At 72.8% G+C, this 20,930-nt stretch carries 24 protein-coding genes; 11 read left to right on the top strand and 13 right to left on the bottom strand.

Features of this window, described 5'->3' with window-relative positions:
- Positions 1–144 precede the first annotated feature (144 nt).
- On the top strand, positions 145–636 hold the full coding sequence (locus BIV04_RS08905; RefSeq protein WP_071255905.1) for a hypothetical protein: 492 nt from the start codon (positions 145–147) through the stop codon (positions 634–636).
- A gap of 131 nt (positions 637–767) precedes the next feature.
- Here BIV04_RS08905 and BIV04_RS08900 read toward each other — a convergent pair whose 3' ends face one another.
- Positions 768–1,184 (bottom strand): hypothetical protein, encoded by a 417-nt coding sequence (locus BIV04_RS08900; RefSeq protein WP_071255902.1) that lies wholly within the window; start codon positions 1,182–1,184, stop codon positions 768–770.
- 204 nt (positions 1,185–1,388) lie between these two features.
- Between BIV04_RS08900 and BIV04_RS08895 the strand changes: the two genes are divergently transcribed.
- Both BIV04_RS08895 and BIV04_RS08885 read left to right on the top strand, forming a co-directional pair.
- Positions 1,389–2,042 carry a DUF1992 domain-containing protein gene (locus BIV04_RS08895; RefSeq protein ID WP_071255899.1) on the top strand — a complete coding sequence of 218 codons (654 nt, stop codon included), beginning with the start codon at positions 1,389–1,391 and terminating at the stop codon, positions 2,040–2,042.
- A 105-nt stretch (positions 2,043–2,147) separates the two neighbouring features.
- On the top strand, positions 2,148–3,299 hold the full coding sequence (locus tag BIV04_RS08885; RefSeq protein WP_143048635.1) for a C40 family peptidase: 1,152 nt from the start codon (positions 2,148–2,150) through the stop codon (positions 3,297–3,299).
- Positions 3,300–3,808: 509 nt separating this feature from the next.
- Here the strand turns inward: BIV04_RS08885 and BIV04_RS08880 are convergent.
- Positions 3,809–5,428 carry a SulP family inorganic anion transporter gene (locus BIV04_RS08880; protein ID WP_083396307.1) on the bottom strand — a complete coding sequence of 540 codons (1,620 nt, stop codon included), beginning with the start codon at positions 5,426–5,428 and terminating at the stop codon, positions 3,809–3,811.
- A 100-nt stretch (positions 5,429–5,528) separates the two neighbouring features.
- On the opposite strand from BIV04_RS08880, the gene BIV04_RS08875 reads away from it, so the two are divergent.
- Positions 5,529–5,963: a MerR family transcriptional regulator gene (locus tag BIV04_RS08875; protein WP_143048634.1), complete on the top strand. Its 435-nt coding sequence runs from the start codon at positions 5,529–5,531 to the stop codon at positions 5,961–5,963.
- Positions 5,964–5,973: 10 nt separating this feature from the next.
- On the opposite strand, the gene BIV04_RS08870 is transcribed toward BIV04_RS08875, so the two are convergent.
- Complete coding sequence (locus BIV04_RS08870; protein ID WP_071255893.1) at positions 5,974–7,038, bottom strand: glycoside hydrolase family 6 protein; 1,065 nt, start codon at positions 7,036–7,038, stop codon at positions 5,974–5,976.
- A gap of 372 nt (positions 7,039–7,410) precedes the next feature.
- Here BIV04_RS08870 and BIV04_RS08865 point away from each other — a divergent pair, with 372 nt between their 5' ends.
- Complete coding sequence (locus BIV04_RS08865) at positions 7,411–8,709, top strand: M23 family metallopeptidase (protein ID WP_083396306.1); 1,299 nt, start codon at positions 7,411–7,413, stop codon at positions 8,707–8,709.
- Positions 8,710–8,719: 10 nt separating this feature from the next.
- On the opposite strand, the gene BIV04_RS08860 is transcribed toward BIV04_RS08865, so the two are convergent.
- From BIV04_RS08860 to BIV04_RS08850, 3 genes are all read right to left on the bottom strand, one after another.
- Positions 8,720–8,980: a Txe/YoeB family addiction module toxin gene (locus BIV04_RS08860; protein ID WP_071255892.1), complete on the bottom strand. Its 261-nt coding sequence runs from the start codon at positions 8,978–8,980 to the stop codon at positions 8,720–8,722.
- The gene (locus tag BIV04_RS08855; RefSeq protein WP_071255891.1) at positions 8,977–9,228 is read right to left on the bottom strand and encodes a type II toxin-antitoxin system Phd/YefM family antitoxin; all 252 of its coding nucleotides are present in this window, start codon (positions 9,226–9,228) and stop codon (positions 8,977–8,979) included. The genes BIV04_RS08860 and BIV04_RS08855 overlap by 4 nt, the downstream gene beginning before the upstream one ends.
- Before the next feature lie 89 nt (positions 9,229–9,317).
- Positions 9,318–10,217, bottom strand: coding sequence for a LysR family transcriptional regulator (locus BIV04_RS08850; protein WP_071255890.1), 900 nt, complete (start codon positions 10,215–10,217; stop codon positions 9,318–9,320).
- 71 nt (positions 10,218–10,288) lie between these two features.
- Between BIV04_RS08850 and BIV04_RS08845 the strand changes: the two genes are divergently transcribed.
- On the top strand, positions 10,289–11,260 hold the full coding sequence (locus BIV04_RS08845; RefSeq protein WP_071255889.1) for an EamA family transporter: 972 nt from the start codon (positions 10,289–10,291) through the stop codon (positions 11,258–11,260).
- Here the strand turns inward: BIV04_RS08845 and BIV04_RS08840 are convergent.
- Positions 11,250–11,726, bottom strand: a complete 477-nt coding sequence (locus BIV04_RS08840; RefSeq protein ID WP_071255887.1) for an N-acetyltransferase — start codon at positions 11,724–11,726, stop codon at positions 11,250–11,252. The genes BIV04_RS08845 and BIV04_RS08840 overlap by 11 nt on opposite strands.
- Positions 11,727–11,995: 269 nt before the next feature.
- On the opposite strand from BIV04_RS08840, the gene BIV04_RS08835 reads away from it, so the two are divergent.
- Complete coding sequence (locus BIV04_RS08835; RefSeq protein ID WP_071255885.1) at positions 11,996–12,673, top strand: ScbR family autoregulator-binding transcription factor; 678 nt, start codon at positions 11,996–11,998, stop codon at positions 12,671–12,673.
- A 48-nt stretch (positions 12,674–12,721) separates the two neighbouring features.
- Here BIV04_RS08835 and BIV04_RS08830 read toward each other — a convergent pair whose 3' ends face one another.
- The 4 genes from BIV04_RS08830 to BIV04_RS08815 all read right to left on the bottom strand — a co-directional run bounded on the left by BIV04_RS08830 (position 12,722) and on the right by BIV04_RS08815 (position 16,463).
- Positions 12,722–13,684, bottom strand: coding sequence for a hypothetical protein (locus BIV04_RS08830; RefSeq protein ID WP_143048633.1), 963 nt, complete (start codon positions 13,682–13,684; stop codon positions 12,722–12,724).
- Positions 13,681–14,418, bottom strand: a complete 738-nt coding sequence (locus BIV04_RS08825) for a response regulator transcription factor (protein ID WP_071255883.1) — start codon at positions 14,416–14,418, stop codon at positions 13,681–13,683. The genes BIV04_RS08830 and BIV04_RS08825 overlap by 4 nt, the downstream gene beginning before the upstream one ends.
- A complete protein-coding gene (locus BIV04_RS08820; protein WP_071255882.1) occupies positions 14,415–15,674 on the bottom strand; it encodes a sensor histidine kinase in 1,260 nt (419 codons plus the stop codon). Before BIV04_RS08820 ends, BIV04_RS08825 begins: the two co-directional genes overlap by 4 nt.
- Positions 15,675–15,842: 168 nt before the next feature.
- Positions 15,843–16,463 carry a superoxide dismutase gene (locus BIV04_RS08815; RefSeq protein ID WP_055976080.1) on the bottom strand — a complete coding sequence of 207 codons (621 nt, stop codon included), beginning with the start codon at positions 16,461–16,463 and terminating at the stop codon, positions 15,843–15,845.
- Between the two features lie 175 nt (positions 16,464–16,638).
- Between BIV04_RS08815 and BIV04_RS08810 the strand changes: the two genes are divergently transcribed.
- Together BIV04_RS08810 and BIV04_RS08805 are read left to right on the top strand one after the other, a co-directional pair.
- Positions 16,639–17,217: a molybdopterin-dependent oxidoreductase gene (locus tag BIV04_RS08810; protein ID WP_071255881.1), complete on the top strand. Its 579-nt coding sequence runs from the start codon at positions 16,639–16,641 to the stop codon at positions 17,215–17,217.
- A complete protein-coding gene (locus BIV04_RS08805) occupies positions 17,214–18,125 on the top strand; it encodes an FAD-binding oxidoreductase (protein ID WP_255364226.1) in 912 nt (303 codons plus the stop codon). Before BIV04_RS08810 ends, BIV04_RS08805 begins: the two co-directional genes overlap by 4 nt.
- A 239-nt stretch (positions 18,126–18,364) precedes the next feature.
- Here the strand turns inward: BIV04_RS08805 and BIV04_RS08800 are convergent, their stop codons facing one another.
- The gene (locus BIV04_RS08800; protein ID WP_056044369.1) at positions 18,365–19,042 is read right to left on the bottom strand and encodes an SDR family NAD(P)-dependent oxidoreductase; all 678 of its coding nucleotides are present in this window, start codon (positions 19,040–19,042) and stop codon (positions 18,365–18,367) included.
- On the bottom strand, positions 19,039–19,299 hold the full coding sequence (locus BIV04_RS08795; RefSeq protein WP_071255879.1) for a hypothetical protein: 261 nt from the start codon (positions 19,297–19,299) through the stop codon (positions 19,039–19,041). Before BIV04_RS08795 ends, BIV04_RS08800 begins: the two co-directional genes overlap by 4 nt.
- Positions 19,300–19,336: 37 nt before the next feature.
- Here BIV04_RS08795 and BIV04_RS08790 point away from each other — a divergent pair, with 37 nt between their 5' ends.
- Together BIV04_RS08790 and BIV04_RS08785 are read left to right on the top strand one after the other, a co-directional pair.
- Positions 19,337–19,798, top strand: coding sequence for a DUF3817 domain-containing protein (locus tag BIV04_RS08790; RefSeq protein ID WP_255364225.1), 462 nt, complete (start codon positions 19,337–19,339; stop codon positions 19,796–19,798).
- A 103-nt stretch (positions 19,799–19,901) separates the two neighbouring features.
- Entirely contained in the window at positions 19,902–20,747 is an 846-nt protein-coding gene (locus BIV04_RS08785) for a TspO/MBR family protein (RefSeq protein WP_071255876.1), read from the top strand.
- Positions 20,748–20,930 lie beyond the last annotated feature (183 nt).

Raw genomic sequence — 20,930 nt, 5'->3', positions numbered from 1 at the left:
ACGAAGTAAACATGCCGCCACCTTTTTGCGTGGCGGCATGTTTACTTCGTGGCGGGCTGGCGGCGACGCCGGCGACGGCGGCGACGGCGGGTGCGGGGGCCGACGGGTGCGGCGGCGTCCAGGCGGGCGGGGCACACTGTCGGCATGTACCGAGGCCTGCCGACCATCTCGTTGCCCGAACCCGAGCGTCCGCCGTTCGTCGATCGGCTGCGACGGGCGCTCGACCTGGCCGCCGCGGAGGAGAGCGGGCGCCTGCGGGTCGTCCACTCGTGGGTCGGCGACGAGGTGCCCGGCACGACCCTGCGCCGCGTCGGCTGGCAGACGCGCGTCCTGACGGTCACGGGCCCGCGGCGTGCACCCGTCGACGTCTGGTTCGACGCCGACGACGGTGACGTCAGCGTGATCGGCGACGTCTCGGTGCCCGACTGGTCCCTGCACGACGCCGAGGCCGAGTCGGCCTGCCTCGCGGCGTCCGGCCAGTTGCTGCACGACCTCGCCGCCGGCCGTCTGCCCCGCGGTCGCCGCTCGGACTTCGTCCGCTCGAGCACTGTGCTCGCCCTGCTCGGTGCCGGGGCCGTCGTCGGCGCGGTCGTCGTCGACGTGCTGCGCGCCCGGGGTCGGGGCCGCTCGGTCTGACGACCCGCGCCTCCTGACCTGACGACCCGCGCCTCCTGACCCGGCGACTCGCGCCTCCCGGCCTGGCGACCCGCGCCTCCCCGGGGCGTCCCGCAGCGCGGGCGCAGCGAGCGGGCGCGGCGGCCGAGCGTCTAGCGGGTGTGCCGCTCGAAGAACGCCGTCGACGAGGGCAACAGCATCAGCAGGCTGGCGATCAGCGCGCAGATCACGGACGCCCACTCGAGCACCCCGCCGCCGCTCGCCCCGCTCACACCGCCCAGCACCTGCAGGATGGTCAGCACGAGCAACACGGTGCGCGCCCAGCGGCGCCCGTCGCGCATCGACCGGACGACCGCGAGCTGCACCAGGGCGACCACGATCGCGAACACCCCGCCGGCGATGTCGGCCCCGCGGGGATCAGCCAGGGCCCCACCGGACGTCGACACCCGCGCCGGCCCGCCGAACAGCATCAGCAGGACGGCGCCGACGACGCCCAGGCCGACGACGACGATCCACAGGACGTACGCCGCCGAGATCGTGCGGGGAGCGGGTGGGGCGGCGTCGCGCATCGGGCCTCCTCGAGCGGCGGGCAGGGCCTCCAGGGTAGGCCCGGCCACCGTCGGTGGTGCGGCGTACCCTCGATGCCACGAAGCCACAGAGCCCGGACGAGCCGTGCACGATCGAGCAGAGTGCGAACGAGCTGAGCACGGACGAGCAGGGGCGACGGTCGGGCACCGCCCGCCGTCCGACGACGAGCGCAGGAGGCGCGGCGCATGGACCGAGAACCCGAACGACGACCGCAGGGTCGCGACCACCGCGTCGACGCGGCCCGCTACCGGGTCGACGGCGACGTGCCGAGCGACGACGCGCCCCGCGACACCCGCACGGCCGCCGAGATGCGGGCCTGGGCCCGCACCGCCATCGACCTGGCGATCGCCCGCGGCGAGTTCGACGACCTGCCGCTCGCCGGCAAGCCGCTGCCCGGCCTGGCCGGGGGCACGGTCGACCCCGACTGGTGGCTGCGTGGTCTGATCGAGCGCGAGGGGCTCACCGGGCTCGCGCCTCCGGCCCTGTCGTTGCGGGCCGAGAGCACCGGGCTGCACGCCGAGCTCGACCGGTTGCGATCCGAGGCCGCCGTGCGCTCGCACCTCGACGACTTCAACGCGCGCATCGTCGAGGCGAGGCGCCAGCTGTCCGGGGGCCCGCCGGTCGTGACGCCCACGCGGGACGTCGACGGCGAGGTGCTGCTCTGGCACGAGCGGCGTCAGGCGCGACGAGCCGCCGAGGCCGCCGCCGTGCCGCCTCCGCCCCCGAGCTGGCGCGAGCGGCGGGCGCTGCGGCGCGAGCTCAGGCGGCGTCGCGGGGTGCCAGGCCCGTCGTCCGGGCAGGGTGACCCGCACTCACCCGACGAGGGATCACCCGCATGATCCCGTGACCGATTCGTGATCTTTTTCCGGCGACAACTACACCTCGAGGATGATGCGCGCTAGGGTCGAGTGTTCGCACCACCCCCAGACGAGAGGACCGTACGCGTGACGAAGCCCGCCTCCCCGACCTCTCCGGATCAGGGTGGCGCGACGGCTGGTCATGTCGAAAGTGCTGGTCAGAACCCCGCTGGTCACGACGGTGCTCGTCCGCTCGGTGAGCGTTCGGCCCGCCTCGCCCTCGAGCGTCGCGAACGCCGCGCCCGTCGCGACGTGCTGCCGACCTCGCACCGCGAGTCCTTCGTCGAGTGCGCCGCCCTCGTCGGTGCCGCCGAGGCCGCGGTCGCCCCGCGCGTCCGTCCCCGCCGCGCCGAGGCTCCGGTCCAGACCAGCCCGCTGCTCGGTCTCGAGGAGTCCGCCGCGACCGAGGCCGCCCGTCCTGCGGTCGCCGCCCGCGCCTCCTCGGTCGCCGCTCACCCCGCACCTGTCCGTCCCTCGCGTCGCGCTCGCCGTGCCGCAGTCGTGGCCGCTCGTCCCGTGTCGCCGGCCCGTGCTGCCGCCGGTCGTGCCGGTGCGGCGCGCAGCGTCGGCACCGCCGTGAAGAAGCTCTCCATCGTCACCGCGATCGTCGGCTTCGCCGCCAGCGGCGTGCTGCCGCTGCTCGCGACCACCGGTGACGAGGCCCAGGCCGTCGCCGCGGGTGAGTCGTCGCGGTCGTCGCTCGGTTCGCAGACGCTGTCGGTCGACACGGCGTCGCTGACCGACGAGTCCGACGAGACCGCCCGCGACGCCTACTCGGCCACGTCGATGATCGACGTCGCGACGCAGAACCTGCAGAACCGCAAGGCCGCGGCGAACACGACCTACGAGGGGCCGACCACGGCCGACTACCTCGCGAATCCGCTCTACCCCGAACTCGACCGCGACCAGGTGCTCGCCGTGGCGCTGCAGTACATCGGCACGCCGTACGTGCACGGCGGCGAAGACCCCTCGAAGTTCGACTGCTCGGGCCTGATCACCTTCGTCTACGCGCAGTTCGGCATCGAGCTGACCCACTACGTGCCGACGCAGAACACCGAGGGGCGCACGATCCCCGAGTCCGAGGCCGTGCCCGGCGACCTCGTCGTGTTCGACAACCTGGCCCACGACGGCATCTACGCCGGCAACGGAATGATCCTCGACGCCCCGAAGCCCGGCGGCTTCGTCGACGTCCGCCCGATCTGGAACCAGGCGCACCACTTCGTCCGCATCGACGGCTGAGCCGGGCCCTCCGGGTTCGGCCGCGTCAGGACGCCGCGCGCCCAGAGCTGACGACCCGCGCCTCCGCGGGGCGTCGTTCTGCGTTGACGATCCTCACCTCAGGGGTCGTCGTCCTCGGGTGGTGACCCGCGCCTCCGGGGCGCGGTCATCCCGCGGTGGTGATCCGCGCCTCCGGGTGTCGTCGTCCTGATGTGGTGCCCCTCGCCTCCGAGGTGTCGTCGTCCTCGGGTGGTGACCCGCGCCTCCCGGGGTCCGCCTTCCGGCAGGTCCGCCTCCGGCACGTCACCAGCGTGCCGCGTGTGCAATTCGCGACCTGTGACGAGCCATCTCGCGTGCCGAACCCGACAACCGGCCGGAGCCGCGCCGCTCATGTTCGTCCGGGGCCGTTCGTCCGGCCCCGGTTGTCGCGATTTGCACACCGGGGCGGGGGCGGGGCGGGGACGGCAGGCAGGCGGGCGGCGGGCGGGGGCAGGACCAGGAGGCGCGGGTCGCGCCTCCGGGACGACGCTCTACCCGAGGCGGCCGGTGAGACGGCCGTGGAACGCCTCGCTGCGGTCGTCCAGCCCGACGAACGTCGCCGTCACGCCGTGCGCCCGGAACTTCTCGTCGACCGAGTCGAGGGCCGCGACGCTCGACGCGTCCCACACCTGGGCGCGGGACAGGTCGACGGTGACCGCCTCGGGGTCGTCTCCGTAGGAGAAGTGCTCGACGAGGTCGTTGCTGCTGCCGAAGAAGAGGGGGCCGATGACGTCGTACCGCACCGTCTCGGGGGCCGGGGCAGACCCGACGACCGCACCCGCGCCTTCTGCGTTCGAGGCGGCCGTGGCCTCGCCGAGGGTGCCGGTGTCGGCCACGGCGCCCGGCGTCACGTGCCGCTCGACCGTGATCACGTGGGCCACCCGCCGGGCGAACAGCACCATCGCGAGCAGCACGCCGACCGCGACGCCGAGGGCGAGGTTGTTCGTCGCGACGACCACGGCCACCGTGACCACCATGACGAGCGTCTCGGGCACCGGCATGCGCCGCAGGGTCGACGGCTTCAGCGAGTGCCAGTCGACCGTGGTGATCGCGACGATCATCATGACCGCCGCCAGCGCCACCATCGGGATCGCCGACATCACGGCGCTCAGCCCGGTGACCAGCAGCAACAGGAAGAGCCCGGCCGCGATCGTCGACACCCGGGTGCGGGCCCGCCCGATCTTCACGTTGACGACCGTCTGGCCGATCATGGCGCAGCCGGCGATGCCGCCGTAGAAGCCGGCTGCGATGTTCGCGACGCCGAGCGCCCAGGACTCCTTGCCCTTGTGCGACGGGGTCTCGGTGAGGTCGTCGACGAGCTTGGCGGTCAGCAGGGTCTCCATCAGGCCGACGAAGGCGACGCTGAGGGCGGTGGGCCAGATGATCTGCAGCGTCTCGAGCGTGAACGGAGCGAGCCACGGGGTCAGGCCGGGCAGGCCGCCGCCCATCGGTCCCTCGTCGCCGACGGTGTGCACGTCGAGGCGGGCGGCCACGGCGATGACCGTCACGACGACGATGGCGACCAGCGGTGCCGGCACGGCCTTCGTCACCTTCGGCAACAGCACGACGATCGCGATGGTCAGGGCGAACAGCGGGTAGACGACCCACGGCTGGTCGATGATGTGCGGCACCTGCGCCACGAAGATCAGCACGCCGAGTGCGTTGACGAAGCCGATCATGACCGAGCGGGGGATGAACCGCATCAGCCGGGCGAGACCGGCGAGCCCGAACGCGAGTTGCACGAGCCCGGCCAGGACGACCGTCGGCAGCACGTAGTCGGTGCCGTGCTCGCGCACCAGCGGCGCGATCACGAGGGCGACCGACCCCGCGGCGGCGGTGACCATCGCCGGGCGGCCGCCGAGCACCGACATGACGAGCGCCAGCACGATCGACGCGACGAGGCTGACCATCGGGTCGACCCCGGCGATCACCGAGAACGAGATGACCTCGGGCACGAGGGCGAGCGTCGTGACGACGCCGGCCAGGGCCTCGCGGGTCAGGAGGCGCGGGTTGCGCAACACGGACAGCACCGTGTCGGCGGGGCGGGTGGGGCGGACCGACCGCGCGGCGGGTTCAGGGCGCGCGCGGTCGGAGTCGGGGGCAGTGGTCACGGGGGACTCCTGGGGGTGTGCGGAAGAATGGGGGAGCCGGCGACACTGCCGTACGATGCAACCCTACCCTTACGTGAGGGTAGAGATGAAACGAGACCCCATGCCCGACGAGACCGCCACGATGCAGATCGGCGAGCTCGCCGACCGCACCGAGATGTCGCTGCGCACGATCCGCCACTACGACGAGGTCGGTCTGCTGACGCCGTCGGGCCGCAGTGAGGGCGGGTTCCGGCTGTACACGCACGACGACTACCTGCGACTCATGGTGATCCGGCGCATGAAGCCGCTGGGGTTCAGCCTCGACGAGATGGCCGAGCTGCTGCGGGTCGTCGACGCGCTCGACGGCGGGGCGGGCGACGACGGCGGGGCTGCGGGCGAGCCCGGGGCGGGCGACGAGGGCGACGGGCGCGACCAGGCGACCCGCGCCTCCTTGGCGGCGTTCGTCGACGAGACCGTCGAGCGTCGCGCGAAGCTCGAGCGTCAGCTCGCGATGGCCGACGAGTTCCTCGAGCTGTTGCGCGCCCGACTGCGCTAGGCGTCGCCGGTCAGCTGCGCGCCCACTCGGGGCGGCGGTCGACGAGCATCTCGGCGTACGACGGGTACCACTCGCCGGCCGGGGGTCCGTCGTTGCAGGTGCCGTCGCTGATTCCCGGCGTCTTGACCCAGAGCAGGGCGTCGAGGCGGCCGTCGTCGGACACGACGCGGGGGTCCTGGCCGAGGCCGACGTCCTCCGGGTTGCACCAGGTCCCCTTCCAGCCGCGGCCGTTGCGCGACACGTCGATCACGTAGCGGCTGCCGCCCGTCATCGCGGCCACCTCCTCGGCGTACGGTTGCTCGTCGCCCACGGGGTAGAAGCCGGCGACGTTGGTGAAGAAGCCGCGTGCCTGGTCGACGCCCGCCGCCTCCAGTCGTTCGGCCATCACCTCGGGCTGCACCCAGTGCGAGTTGCCGCCGTCGAGGTAGGCGGGCACACCGGCCGCCGCGAAGTCGGCGACGGCCTGCCTCAAGAGCGGGAGGCGCGTGTCGGCCAGCTGCGGACACCGGCTCAGCATGCCGAGCGAATCGGGCTCGACGATGACGACGGCCCGGTGCCCGGCGAGGGTGGCCGCGACGGTCGCGTTCCAGGCGGGGTAGCGCTCGACGGACAGGCCGCCGGCCGAGTAGTTGCCGCAGTCCCGGTCGGGGATCGCGTACGTGACGAAGACCGGCGTCGCACCCTGCTCCTCGGCGGCGGCGAGGTAGTCGGTGATGACCTTCACGAGCTGCGCGTCGTCGTAGCCGTCGCCGATCCACATCGCGACCGGGCGCTTCGCGATCATGGCCGCGGCCCGGGCGGCGTCCGTCTCCCCGTCGGCGCTGAGCGTCGCCTCCGCCCGCACCGCCAGCGAGTTCGGCTCGAGGGCGATGCCGCCGTGGAAGACCGTGCCGGACGGAGCCGTGCGGATCGTCTCGGGCGTCACCCGGGTCGCCTGCGACGTCGGGGTCGGGCTCGCCGACCCGTCGGTCGGCGTCGGGCGGGTGGTGTCACCCGACGAGCACGCGGTCAGCAGGACGACGGCGGCCGCGGCGAGCAGGCCGAGGGTGGTCCGGGCCGGTCGGGACGATGCCATCTGCGCCTCTCTCGGCGCAGTCGGGGATGCTGCTGCCCCGACGGTGGTGGAAGGGACAAGTCGACCACGGATGCACCCTCGCGCACAGGGGCCGAAAGGGGGACACGGCCGTACCTCGGGGGCGCCGGCATCGCCGCCGGGACCGCCGCCGGGACCGCCGCCGGGGTCGGCGCTGGGATCACCGCCGCGTCGACGTCTCCTCCCCAGGGCGTCGGTCACCCCGAGGAGGCGCGGTGCCGGGTGGCCGCGCTGGTTCCGACCCGGCGCATCTCGCTAGGCTGGGTGGTCCGCGAGGCCCGAGCGCGGACGCCCTTGCACCGCGCACCCCCGGCCTCACCGGACGGGTCGTGCGCACCAGACAGACAGAGAGCCATGCCCCACTCCGTCCGCCCCGTTCCCGCCTCGAGCTCACTCCACCGACGGACGTCGGCGTCGACCCTCGTCCTCGCGCTGGTGGTGGCGCTGCTCGCCGTCCTCGTCGTCCCCGACCGGGCGAGCGCCGCCGCCCCGACCTGGCAGGCCGTCCTCGCCGCTCGCGACGACGAGTCCGCCAAGAGAAAGGCGCTGGCCGACCTGCAGACGGCGCTCGACGCCGCCTTGGCCCGTGCCGAAGCCGCCCGCACCTCGGCCGACGAGGCCGGACGCGTGCTGGGCGAGGCCCAGGCGGCCGTCGACGAGGCGACCGCGCGGCACGAGCAGCTCGAGACGCGTCGGGCCGAGGCCCGCGAGACCGCCGACTCCGCACGACAGGTCGTCGGCCAGGCCGCTGCCCTGATGGCCCGCCCCGGCAGCGGGGGCATGGTTGGTGACCTCCTCGCGGCCGGCGACGGCGCCCAAGAGGTCCTCAAAGGCCTGAGCCTGTCGAGCAAGCTCGGTGAGAACGTCGGCCGTCTCCGCGAGCGGGCCCAGGCCGCCGACAACCTCGCGACCTCGTTGGCCGACCAAGCCGCCATGGCGCTCGCCGAACGGGACCGGCTCGCAGCGGACGCGCAGACCGCACTGGACGAGGCGTCCGCCGCCAGCCTGACGGCCGAGGCCGACCTCGCCGCCGTCGACGACGAGAAGGCCACCCTCGCGGCCCAGGTCGCCCTGCTCGAAGACGACCGCATGACGCTCGAGCAGGCCTACGCCCAGGCCCAGGCGGCCGCCGCGGCCGCGGCAGCCGCGGCGGCGCGTCCCGCCCCGGCCGCCGGGGGCGGCACGGGCCCCGTGGCACCAGGTACGGGCGGCCCGGGCCCGGGCGTCACCGTGCCCGACCCGGGCACGGGGTGGGTCGCGGCCATCCGCTCGTACAGCTCGTACCAGGCCTACGGCTACCGCATCCACCCGATTACGGGCGAGTACAAGCTGCACGCGGGCGCCGACTTCGGTGCGGCCTGCGGCACGCCCATCTACTCGGTCTCGGCCGGCCGTGTCAGCTACGCCGGGTCGTCGAGCGGCTACGGCAACCTGATCGTCGTGGACCACGGCGGCGGGGTCAGCAGCGCGTACGCCCACATGGAGCGCAACGGCATCTACGTCTCGGTCGGCCAGCAGGTCCGGGCCGGCCAGAACATCGCCGGCGTCGGCACCTCGGGCGGCTCGACCGGCTGCCACCTGCACCTCGAGGTGCGCCAGGGCGGCGTCGCGACCGACCCCGTCGCCTTCCTCGCGACGAAGGGCGTCCGCTGACCACGCGAGTTCAGCCCGAGTAGTGGTAGCGGCACTGCGCGATCAAGACGTCCGTCTCGGTGACCTTGTAGACGAGCCTGTGCTCGTCGGTGATGCGGCGAGACCAGAAGCCGTGGAATCCGTGCTTGAGGGCCTCGGGCTTCCCGATGCCCTCGTTCCCGTTGCGTTCGATGTCACGGATCAGGGTGTTGATGCGCTTATGCACCTTTCGGTCCTGCGTCTGCCAGTACACGTAGTCGTCCCACGCGTCGTCGTCGAAGACGATCCTCATCCGTGCAGCTCGCGCTCGCTCCCGCCGCCGTCGCTCAAGCGCTCGATGGCCCCCAGGAGTCGCCGGGCGTTCGCCGGGCTGCGCAACAGGTAGGCCGCCTCCTTCAGCGACTCGTAGTCGTCGAGGGCGACGAGCACGACGGGGTCGTGGCCGGCACGGGTGATGACGACCTCTTCGCGATCGTCGGTGACCGAGTCGAGCGTCGCCGCGTAGTTCGCACGGGATTCGGAATAGGTGAGTGTCTTCATGATGCCTCCTGAGTACAGAAAATTGTACGTCCGAGAGCTCGGTGTCACAAGGTGGCGACGAGACTTCGCGCGCCTCACCCATCGGTTCGTCAGATCGACGCGGCCTCGGCCCGGATCTCGTCGACCACGGTGCGGACGGCCGGGCGGGCCGCCCGGTCGGGTCGCAGCAGGGCCTCGAGGTGCCGCCCGGCCCGCACGTTCTCGAGTGTCGCCAGGTGGAACCGGCCGGGCGCCCGCGAGGCCGACGTGTGCCGCGGCACCAGGGCGACCCCGTGACCTGCCGCGACCAGGTTCTCGATCAACGGCAGGTGCACGGTGCGGTGGACGACCTCGGGTGCGACTCCCGACTGCAGGGCCATCGACACCAGCACACGGTCGATCGGGTAGCCCTCGGGGACGCCGATCCACGGTTCGCGGATGACGTCGTCGACGGCCACGCGTCCGCGGTCGGCCAGCCGGTGACCGAGGGGCAGAGCGACCTCGAGCGGTTCGCGCAGCAGTGACACGACGGTCGTCGCCCCCCGGCCCGGCGGCAGCACGCCGTCCGAACGGTGGGCGAGCACCACGTCGAAGTCGGCCGTCAGGGGTGCGAACTCGTCCTCCGAGACGTCCCGGTCGGCCACGTCGAGCTCGACGCCGGGGTGCGACCTCATGCGGTGCAGCAGTCCGGGCAGCAACAACTCGGCCGCCGAGGCGAACATCGACACCCGCACCACGCCGCCCGTGCCTCCGCGGACGGCATCGAACGCCGCCTCGGCCTCGGCGACCGCGGTCGCGACCCCGACCGAGGCCCGGGCCAGCGCGTCACCCTCGTCGGTCAGCACGACGCCCCGGCCGACGCGACGGACGAGCTCGACCCCGAGCTGACGCTGGAGCGTCTTCAGCTGCTGCGACACGGCGCTGGGCGACCGGTGCGTCGCGGCCGCGACGGCGGTGACGCTGCCGCGGTCGGCGAGTTCTCGCAGCAGGTCGAGGTGGGCGAGGTCCATGAAGGCAGCCTACAAAGACCTCGCGGAGATCTGCGCTGGTCCTGAACGGTCCGGCACGCCACGATGGACGGGTGACCGTCCGCGACCGCCTCCTCGCCCTCGTCGTCGCCGTCTGCTGGGGCATCAACTTCCCCGTGACGGCGATCGCCCTCGAACACTTCCCGCCGTTCCTGCTCGTGGCGCTGCGCTTCACCCTGTTGGCGGTGCCGACCGTGCTGTTGGTGCCGCGTCCCGCGATCCCGTGGTCGCGCCTCCTGCTGGTGGGGGCGACGCTCGGCATGCTGCAGTTCGCGTTCCTCTACCTCGGGATCGCGGCGGGCATGCCCTCGGGTCTCGCCTCGCTCGTGCTGCAGGCCTCGGCCCCGTTCACTGTGGTCATCGCGGGCTTCTGGCTCCGTGAACGCATCACGCGTCGGCAGGCGATCGGCATCGGCATCGCCGTGGTCGGGCTCGTCGTCATCGCGGGCCACCGGTCGCAGGTCGCGGCGCTGCTGCCCGTCGTCCTGACGCTGTGCGGCGCGCTCGGCTGGGCGATCGGCAACGTGGCCGTCCGACGGGCCGCGCCGCCGAACCCGATGCGCCTGACGCTGTGGATGTCGATCGTCGCGCCGGTGCCCATGCTCGCGCTGTCGTTCGTCGTCGAGGGGCCGGCCCGCATCGGCGAGAGCCTCGGCACGGTCTTCACGCTCGAGGCGCTGCCGTCGGTGCTCTGCCTGCTCTACCTCGTGCTGATCGCCTCGGTCGTCGGCTACGGCATCTGGACGCGCCTGCTCTCGGTCTACCCCTCGGCGACCGTCGCACCGTTCTCGATGCTGGTGCCCGTGGTCGGCGTGCTGGCCTCGTGGCTGGCGTTCGGCGAGGTGCCCGACCTGGTCGAGCTCGTCGCCGGCGTCGCGGTGGTCGGCGGTGTGCTCTACGCCAGCCGCGTGCCGAGGGCCCGCGCCGGGGACGGCGACCCCGAGGAGGCGCGGGTCGCCTCGCCCGAGCCGGTGCCCGTCCCCGAGTCCGGCACCGCGCCTCCCGGGTCGCCCCTCAGGCGGTGACGGGCTTCTTCATCTGCACGGCGGTCGTCTCGTAGCCGAGCGACTCGTAGAGGTGGCGGGCGACCTCGTTGTAGCCGAACACGTTCAGGCCGAGGGTCTCGGCGCCGTGACGGGCGGCGGCCTGTTCGGCGAGCAGCATCGTTGCCCGCCCGAGTCCGGCGCCGCGGTGGGCCTCGTCGATCTCGACGTCGAAGACCCACCAGTCCGACGAACCGGGCACGCGGGGTGCGATCCAGAGGATGCCGACGGGCTCACCGGGTCGGGCGTCGTCGATGACGTCGTAGACGAGGTGCCCGTCGGCCGGCGACCCGTCGGGGAAGGCCTCGCCGAACGAGCGTCGGGCGGCTTCGGCAGCCTGCTCGGGGGTCTCGCCGGCGAGCACGCGGGATTTCTCGTACTCGTCGCTCGAGCGTCGCATCCAGGGCACGAGACGGGAGGTGGGCATGGGCACGAGGCTGAGCGTCATGCTCGCACGCTAGCCCGCCGACAGCACGAGCGGCTCGAGACGTCACGACGTGCCGCTCGCCCATGACGGTGAGCGGCACGACGTGTCGTCTCGGCGCACGCGAGGCGGCAGGCGGACCGGTCGGTCGTACCCCGAAACGCTTCGCCACGCGTACCCCGGCAGCTGTCGGAGGGCGCAGGTGGCCCCGGTAACGTGTGCAGCGGTCGACGGGGGACGGCCGTGCGGTGCCTCGCAGGGCACCGTCTCGACCCGCAGGAGAGACCCACCCGATGCCCCAGCAGAAACGCGCCCAGGCGACCCGCGCCGCCATCATCCGAGGGGCCGCCGTCGTCTTCGACGAGCACGGCTACAGCGACGCCTCGCTCGACCTCGTCGCCGAGACCGCCAAGGTGACCAAGGGTGCGCTCTACTTCCACTTCCGCTCGAAGGCCGACCTCGCGAACGCGGTCATCGCCGAGCAGCACGCCCTCTCGCGGGCCTACGCCGACCAGGTGTCCGAGACCGCGGGAAGCGGTGCCGAGGCGCTGATGCTCTCGTGCGCGTCGCTCGCGACTCAGCTGACCACCGAGGTGCTCGTGACGGCGGGCATCCGCCTGACCACCCAGTCGCCGAGCCGCGACCTCCGGGTCGAGCATCCGTACCTCGACTGGCAGGCCCAGATCTCGGGACTCGTCGAGCGGGCGGTCGCCGACGGGGACTTCCGTGACGACACCGACGTCGAGAGCGTCGCCCGGTTCGTCGTCGGGTCGTACGCCGGCGTGCACATCGTGTCGCAGGCCCTGACCGGCCGCTCCGACCTCTTCGACCGGCTGCGCGACATGTGGGCGTTCGTGCTGCCCACCGTCGTGGCCCCCGGGCACGAAGGCCTGACCAGCTCGTTGCCCCCGCTGATCAGGCCGTCGGATGTGCCCCCGTCCCCCGACGTGTCCTCTGTGCACCCAGGTTAGATACTGCACGACCGGTTTTCCAGTCCCCTCAAGGAGGGGGCCCCGCGGTCAGGAGGGCGGACGAGGCGGCGTGAGTTCGGTCAGCACCTGCCGGATCGTGGCGTTGTCGGCCGCGAGGGCCGCGGTGTCGATCTGGGCCAAGAGCTCACCGTCGTCGTGCGGCACGGTGAGCTGGCGCTGCCACTCGGCCTCGTAGAGGGCGTCGCGGTAGCCGGAGGACTCGCGGCAGCGGGCGTCAGCCGTCGCGATCTCGATCTCGTCGGCGGTCGGCGACGTGCTCGAGTCGAGCGTCTCGAACCGGTCGGCCATCTCGCGGGTCGGCATGCCCGACGGGTCGGAGGCCACGTCGCCGACCCGGGCGTCCTGCATGCACCCGCGCCAGTCGTCCCAGGTCGCGGTCACCGTAGGGTCGTCGCGAGCCCCCTCGAACGCCGCGTTGTTGAGGCGTACGAGTGACTGGGTCCGGTTGTAGTAGTCGTCCAACGACGGCACGGTCTTGCGGGCCCGCTGCACGCAGGTGTCGAACCGGTCGGATCTGCCGGTGGTCCAGGGCTGCGCCGAGAACTCCGACCAGGCCGCGGCCCCCGCGTCGATCACCGAGGCGGCGTGGTAGCCCCGGGTCTCGGCCGTCGCCAGGTCGAAGGCCCGCAGGCGGAGCGAACCGTTCGTCGACAGCTCGCCCGCCCGGTCGCCCGCCGCCACGTCCCGCCAGGGCACCACGTAGTCGTCGTAGCCCGCCCCCACCATGCACTGCTGGGCCACGAGGAGCAAGGCGTAGGCCGACGAGGTCTCGCCGACCGGCACGTACCGGTCGAGCGGCATCGTCCACGCGTCGATGTCCTTCGCCGGCAGGTCGGGCAACGCGTAGGCCGCGTTCGCGGGGATGCCGTAGGCGACGACGCCGGCGACCACCGCGACCACGGCGGCGAGCGTCACCCGTTTCGCTCGTCGTCGAGGCGGAACGCTGCCGGACGGAACGCTGCCGGGTGGAACGCTCTTCTCGTCGGTCATCGCGTTCCCCCCTCGTCGTCACGCGCCGGGCCCACCAGGTCGTTCTCGTAGGCGAAGACGACGATCTGCACGCGGTTGCGCATGCCGAGCTTCTGCAGCACCGCCCGGACGTGGCTCTTGACCGTCGCCTCGCTCAGCCACGCGCTCTCGGCGATCTCGGCGTTGCTCAGGCCCCTCGCCACGAGCAGGAAGATCTCGCGCTCGCGAGGTGAGAGCACCTCGAGCGGCTCGCTCCGCCGTTTCGGCGACGGCGTCGGTACGGCGAACGCGTGCACGACGTCGAGCGCGGCGGCCGTGGTCGGCACGGGCTCGCCGGCCGCGGCGGCGCGGATCGTGGTCAACACCTCGTCGGGCGTCGCGTCCTTCGTCAGGAACGCGTAGGCCCCGGCCTTCAAGGCGCTGAACACGGCCTCGTCGCGCTGGATCGTGGTCAGGGCCACGACGCGCGGGGTCGAGTCGGGGTCGGTGTTCGCCGCCGCGACGATGCGCGTGGTGGCCTCGAGGCCGTTCATCACGGGCATGCGCAGGTCCATCAGCACGACGTCGGGCCGCTCACGCTCGACCAGGGCCACGCCGGCGGCCCCGTCGACGGCCGTGCCCACGCAGATCAGGTCGGACTGCGCCTCGATCAGCATCTGCAGCCCCGAGGCGAACAACGGCTGGTCGTCGACGACGACCACCCTCACGAGGGCAGGAGGCGCGGTGCCCGTCGTCACGGTCGTCACGTCGGTCATGCGGGTTGCTCCGTCCAGGACTGCAGGAGTCCGATCGGTTCGGGTGTCGGCAGGAAGGCGGTGACGACGAAGACGCCGTCGTCGCCGAGCTCGGCCGTCAGCCAGCCACCGGCGAGCCGGGCCCGTTCGGTCATGCTGGCGATGCCGGTGCCCCGGCCCGTGCCGCGGCGGGCGGCGACCAGCGGGTCGTCGCCCGACGACGTCACGAGCAGGGCGAGACCGGGACCACGCCAGTCGAGCGCGACGTCGACGGTGCTCGACGAGCCCGAGTGCTTGAGGGCGTTGGTCAGGCACTCCTGCACGATGCGGAAGACTGCGAGCTCTTGCGAGGGCAACAGCTCGGCGGAGTCGCCGAGATGACGCAGGGTCACGGTCATGCCCACGTCGCGCATCGTCGTCGCCAGCCGGTCGAGGTCGACGATGGTCTCCCGGGGCGTCGCGTCGTCGGCGTCCTGCTGGATGCGCTCGACCAGGTGTCGCACGTCGACCAGCGAGGTGCGGCCGACGTCGGCGATCGTGCGCAGCGCCTGCTCGACGACCTCGGGACGGGTCGCCGACAGGGCGAGGGCGCCCTGCGCCTGCGACACGACCACCGCGAGCGAGTGGGCGAGGGCGTCGTGCACGTCCCGCGAGATGCGGGCTCGGTCGTGGGCGAGGCGCAGCTCGAAGTCCGTCTCGTGGAAGCGCGTCTCGGTCAGCTCGAGCACCTGCCCGATGCGGCGCACGCGCAGCACGCTCGACAGGAAGATGCCGACCGCCCAGGCCGCGGCCGCGGCACCGAAGAGCGAGGCCGCCAGGGTGATGACGTCGGTCTTCGTGCCCTGGCCGCCGCCCACCCACGACGACCAGACGTACGGCCGCGCGAGGGTGGGCACGGCCATGGCGATCGCGGCCAGCCCCGAGGCGAGGCCGGCGGCGGCCAGTGCGACCAACCGCACGGCGACCGACCGGGCGAAGGCCGCGAAGAACGCCACGAACGCGATGGCGAGGTACGTCGGCCACGTCGTCGCCCCTGGCGCCTCGACCCAGCCGGCCAGCTGCAGGGCCGGCACGACCGTCAGCACCCCGACGGAGGTCCACGGCATCCAGACCGAGAGGCCGATGGCGATGCCGAACAGGCCGAACACGACGACGTTCTCGACGAGATCGCCCCGGCCGGCCTCGGCGATCGTCCAGAGCATCACGAAGACCGCGGCGGATACGGGGGCCGCGAGGCGCGGCACCCAGGTGCGCAGGTCGTCGGGGATGGTGTCCATGTCGACGACCGTAAGGCGTCGTCGTCGGGCCGCGCGCGCCTCCTGCGGGTTTTCATCCTTCAGGACGAACGGGCCGGCGGAGGGGACGAGTCGTCGCGGGCCGAGGGGACGCGGCGACGGCGCGCCCCCGGGTGGGGACGCGCCGTCGGCGTGGTGCAGGTGGAGCGACTAGAGCGTGATCAGACCGTCGGTCTTGGTCGTCGCGGCGGCGAGGCGGGCCTCGACGTTGCTCCAGTTGACGATGTTCCAGAAGGCCTTGACGTAGTCGGCGCGCACGTTCTGGTAGTCGAGGTAGTAGGCGTGCTCCCAGACGTCGAGCATCAGCAGGGGGACGAGGCCGAACGGCACGTTGCCCTGCTGGTCGAAGAGCTGGAAGACGCTGAGGCGCTGGCCGAGCACGTCGTAGGCGAGCACCGACCAACCCGAGCCCTGCACGCCGAGCGCGGTGGCGGTGAAGTGGGCCTTGAACTTCTCGAGGTCGCCGAAGTCGCGGCCGATGGCCTCGAGCAGGTCGCCGGTGGGCTCGCTGGTCTCGGGGGTGAGGTTCGTCCAGAAGATCGAGTGGTTGACGTGGCCGCCGAGGTTGAAGGCGAGGTCCTTCTCGAGCTTGTTGACGTTCGCCAGGTCACCCGTCGAGCGGGCCTCGGCGAGGGCGGCGTTGGCCGTGTTCGCGCCGGTGACGTACGTGTTGTGGTGCTTCGAGTGGTGCAGCTCCATGATCTTCGCGCTGATGTGCGGCGCCAGAGCGGAGTAGTCGTAGGGCAGATCGGGCAGGGTGTACTCAGCCATGTGGGGTCCTTTCGAATTGACCTGCATCCACCGTACGACCTCCACCCATGCCGGGGTCAACGTTCTCCCAGCGCGGACGCAGCCTCGGGGCCCTGCGACGTCGGGGGTCGTGCGTAGGCTGACGGGCGCGGGACGCGCCCGCGAACGACCCCGCTCCACCCCGAGGAGGCGCACCATGGCAGGATTCACCGGCTTCGGCAGGCGGCGCGCGGCCGACCCGCGACTGCCCCCGGGGCAGTACCTCGAGAGCGGGTTCCCGGTCCTCTCGGCCGGCCCCACGCCGAACATCAAGCGGTGGGAGCTCCAGGTCGCGACCGAGACCGGGCAGCGCTCGCTGAGCTGGGCCGACTTCCAGGCACTTCCGCACGAGGCGATCGAGACCGACATCCACTGCGTCACGAGCTGGTCGAAGCTCGGCACGCACTGGCGGGGCGTCTCGCTCGACACGCTCTTCGACGGCCTCGAGACGACGCACGAGTTCGCGATGGCGACCAGCCACGGCGGGTACACGACCAACCTGCCGCTCGACGAGCTGCTGGGGGGCAAGGCCTGGGTGGTCGACACCTACGAGGGGCAGCCGTTGCACGCCGAGCACGGCGGGCCCGCGCGCCTCTTCGTGCCCGGGCTCTACTTCTGGAAGAGCGCGAAGTGGTTGCAGGGCATCCAGACCATGGCCACCGACCGCCGCGGCTTCTGGGAGAGCATGGGCTACCACCCGCACGGCGACCCGTGGAAGGAAGAACGGTACGCGTGAGCGAGCCCGTCGCCGGGGCCGGGGCCGGGGCCGGTGGGGCTGGCGGGACCGACCCCGTGGGTGACCCGTACGACTGGCTGCCCGCCACGATCATCTCGTCGGTCGCGCAGACGCCGCGAGCCCGCTCCCTGACCCTCGCGGTGCCCGGCCTCCGTCCCGCGCGAGCCGGCCAGCACGTCGACCTGCGCCTGACCGCCGACGACGGTTACACGGCCGTGCGGTCGTACTCGCTGAGCGACGTCCGGGCCTCCGACGGCGCGCGAGGCGCAGGAGGCGCGGGTCCGGTCCCGCAGATCGAGGTCACCGTCGAGCGCCTCGACGACGGCGAGGTCTCGCCCTACCTGGTCGACGCGGCCGAACCCGGCGACCCGATCGAGGTGCGCGGCCCGATCGGCGGGTGGTTCGTCTGGCCGCCGACCGAGTTCGAACCCGAGTCGGCCGTGCACGCGGTGCTGCCCGAGCCCGAGGGGGCCACCCCGCCGACGTCGGCCCCCGTGCAGTTGATCGGCGGGGGGTCGGGCGTCGCACCCCTGATGGCGATGGTGCGGGCACGAGGCCGGGACGCACCCCCGATGCGGCTGCTCGCCTCGGTGCGCGACCCGGGTTCACGGTGGTACGTGGCGGAGCTCGACGAGGCCGCACGCGCCTCCTCGGATCACGACGCGACCGGGCCTCGGGTGCCCCTCGTCGTCGACTGGGTCTTCAGTCGCACCGCTCCCGAGGGGCACGGCAGGCAGGCAGGCCGACTCACCCGCGACGAGCTCAAGCGTCTCGTGCTGCCCGCCTCCGAGCACCCGCTGGTCTACGTCTGCGGGGCCAACTCGTTCGTGGCGGTCGTCGCCGGGTGGCTGGTCGAGCTCGGGCACGCGCCGACCCGCGTCCGCACCGAGCGCTTCGGCGGCGTCTGAGCCTGCCCGCTACGATTCCGGGCCCGGGCCCGGGCCCGGGCCCGGGCCCGCACCCGCGCTGTGCTGACCCGGGTCCGCGCCGTGCTGACCCGGGCCCGAGCCGTGCCGATCCGGTACGAACCGGATCAGCGAAGAACCCCGTTCCGAACGATGAACCCAGAAGAAAACGGGTGCATCGTTCGAAACGGGGTTCATGGCCGGCCGGCGGAGGGATCAGCCCTCCGCCCGCGCTCTCGACGTCAGGCGGGCGTGCCCTTCTCGGGCGCCGTGGTGCGGAAGTCGCCGCGAGTGACGTGCTGCTGCCAGAGCAGCTCGGCCAGCGCCTCCGGGCTCTTGTCGCTGCTCTCGGGCTCGATGCCGCCGGGGATGATCAGCTGACCGACGTGGATGCCCTCGCCGGCGAGCTCGTCGTGGAGCAGCTGCGCGTAGGCGGTCAACCCCGCGAAGGCGATGGACGTGCCGGTGACCTTCGCCCCGGGCGTGACGGCCGAGCCGCCGTTGACGAAGAGGATGGTGCCGCCACCGTCGGGCAGGAACCGCATGCCGGGCAGCACCTGGTGCACCGCCGCGACCGGCCCGTAGATCGAGAACTCGACCGGACCGACCAGGTCGGCGGGCATGGTCTCGAGCACCGGGCGCATGAAGTCCTTCTGCGGCAGCGGGCTGTACTGCATCACCTGGATCGGCCCGAGCTGCTCGGTGGCCTGCTCGAGCGCAGCCGCGATGCTCGCCGGGTCGCGCACGTCGGCGGTGAAGCCCTGCGCGGTGACGCCGTCGGCCTCGAGCTCGGCCGCGAGGGCGTCGAGCCGGCCCTGGTGCCGTGAGATGAGTGCGACGCTGAAGCCCTCCGCGCCGAATCGTCGGGCCACGGCAGCGCCGAGCCCCTTGCCTGCTCCGATGATCGCGAGTGTCGTCATGCACCCCATCCAACCGAGGAGGCGCGGGTCGGCACCCAGCCAGAGGGGTACGCACGTTGCGTGGTCGCCTCGCCCCGCGCCTCCTGCACGCTCGCACCCGTCCGCCCCCGGGGCCGTCGTGACGTCTCGCCGAGCCCGAGCCCGAGCCCGAGCCCGAGCCCGAGCCCGAGCCCGAGCCCGAGCGCGAGCAGGAGCCCGAGCCCGAGCCCGAGCCCGGGCAGGGGCAGGGGCGGTGCCCAGGCGGGGGCTGCGAGCATGGGTGGGTCCCCGTCGGCCCCTCACCAGGAGCAGCTCGTGTCGCCTCGCACCCTCTTCCGTTCGTTCGCCGTCGCCGAGGTGGTGACCTGGTCGCTGCTGATTGCGGGCATGGTCCTGAAGTACGGGGTGGGGGTGGGCGACTGGCCGGTCAGCGTGGCCGGGCCGATCCACGGCTTCGTGTTCCTCGCCTACCTCGTGGCAGGGGTCGTCGTCGCGGTGAACCAGCGCTGGTCGGGCGGCGTGACCCTGGCCGCCCTCGCCAGCGCCGTGGTGCCGTTCGCCTCCCTGCCCGTCGAGCGCTGGATCGACCGCCGCGGCCTCCTCGCCGGTGCCTGGCGCCGCACGGCGACCGACGACCCGCGCGACCGACGTCCGCTCGACCGCCTGTTGCGCTGGATGCTCGGGCACCTCGTCCTCGCCCTCGTGCTGCTGGTCGTCGCGGTGGTCGTCGTCTTCGTGGTGCTGCTGATCGCGGGGCCGCCCGTCCAGGTGGGCTGACCGCCCGCCGGCACCGCGCCTCCTCGGGTGTGCGGACCGCCTTCCCTGGCAATCCTCTTAGCAACTAAGAGATCGGCGGGCGGGCGCGACTAGCGTCCACGGCATGACCACCGACACGAGCACCCGAGCCCCTGCCGACCCCGCGACGTCGCGCGACGTCGTCCGCCAGATCGTCGTGGTCGTCACTGCCGTGCTCGCGATCGTGCTGGCCGCCTACGGTTCGGGCGCCTTCGGCGGCGTCTCGGTCTCCGACGCGGCGGGCGGCGCCCTCAGTGCGACCGCCACCACCGTCGCTCCCGCGACCACGGCCTTCAGCATCTGGAGCGTCATCTACCTCGGCCTCGTCGCCTACGCGATCTACCAGGCCCTCCCTGGTCAGCGCGCCGTCACCCGGCACCGCCGCCTGGGTTACTGGGTCGCGGCCTCGCTGCTGCTCAACGCGGCCTGGCTGTTCGCCGCCGTGCAGCTCGGCAGCGTGTGGCTCGGTGCCGCCGTGATCGTCGCGCTGCTGCTCGTGCTCGCACGCATCTTCGTCATCCTGTTCCACACCGCGTCGAGCGGATGGGTCGACGCGATCGTCACCGACGGCACGCTCGGCCTCTACCTCGGGTGGGTCAGCGTCGCGACCGTGGCCAACATCGCCGCCGGCCTGGTCGACGCGGGCTTCGACGGCTTCGGTTTCGCGGCCGGGTTCTGGTCGTCGGTGGTCCTCGGCGTGGCCGCTCTCGTCGGCGTCGTGCTGGCCTTCGCCGGCCGCGGCCGCATCGCTCCGGCCCTGTCGCTGTCGTGGGGACTCGCCTGGATCGCCGTCGGCCGCCTGACCGGCGAACCCGAGAACGTCGTCGCCGGTGTGGCCGCGATCGTCGCCGCCGTCGTCGTGCTGGTCGTCACGATCGCCGTGCGGGCAGCCCGCGGCCGCGTCGGCGCCACCGCGTCGCTGCAGCGCTGAGCCCCCGCCCGCTGAACCCCCGTCCACCGGGCCGCCTTGCTCGGGGAGGGCACGCCGCCACGAAGTAAACATCCCGCCACACGATTGCGTGGCGGGATGTTTACTTCGTGGCGGGATGCTCGGTCACGCGTGCCGCCGCACCACGCTGCACCCCACAGCACCGCGAGATGGTCACCGCGCCAG

The sequence above is a fragment of the Frigoribacterium sp. MCBA15_019 genome, from assembly GCF_001864945.1.
Lineage (GTDB): Bacteria > Actinomycetota > Actinomycetes > Actinomycetales > Microbacteriaceae > Frigoribacterium.
The sequence above is the reverse complement of the archived record's forward strand: the minus strand, read 5'-3'. Positions and strand labels throughout refer to the sequence as shown.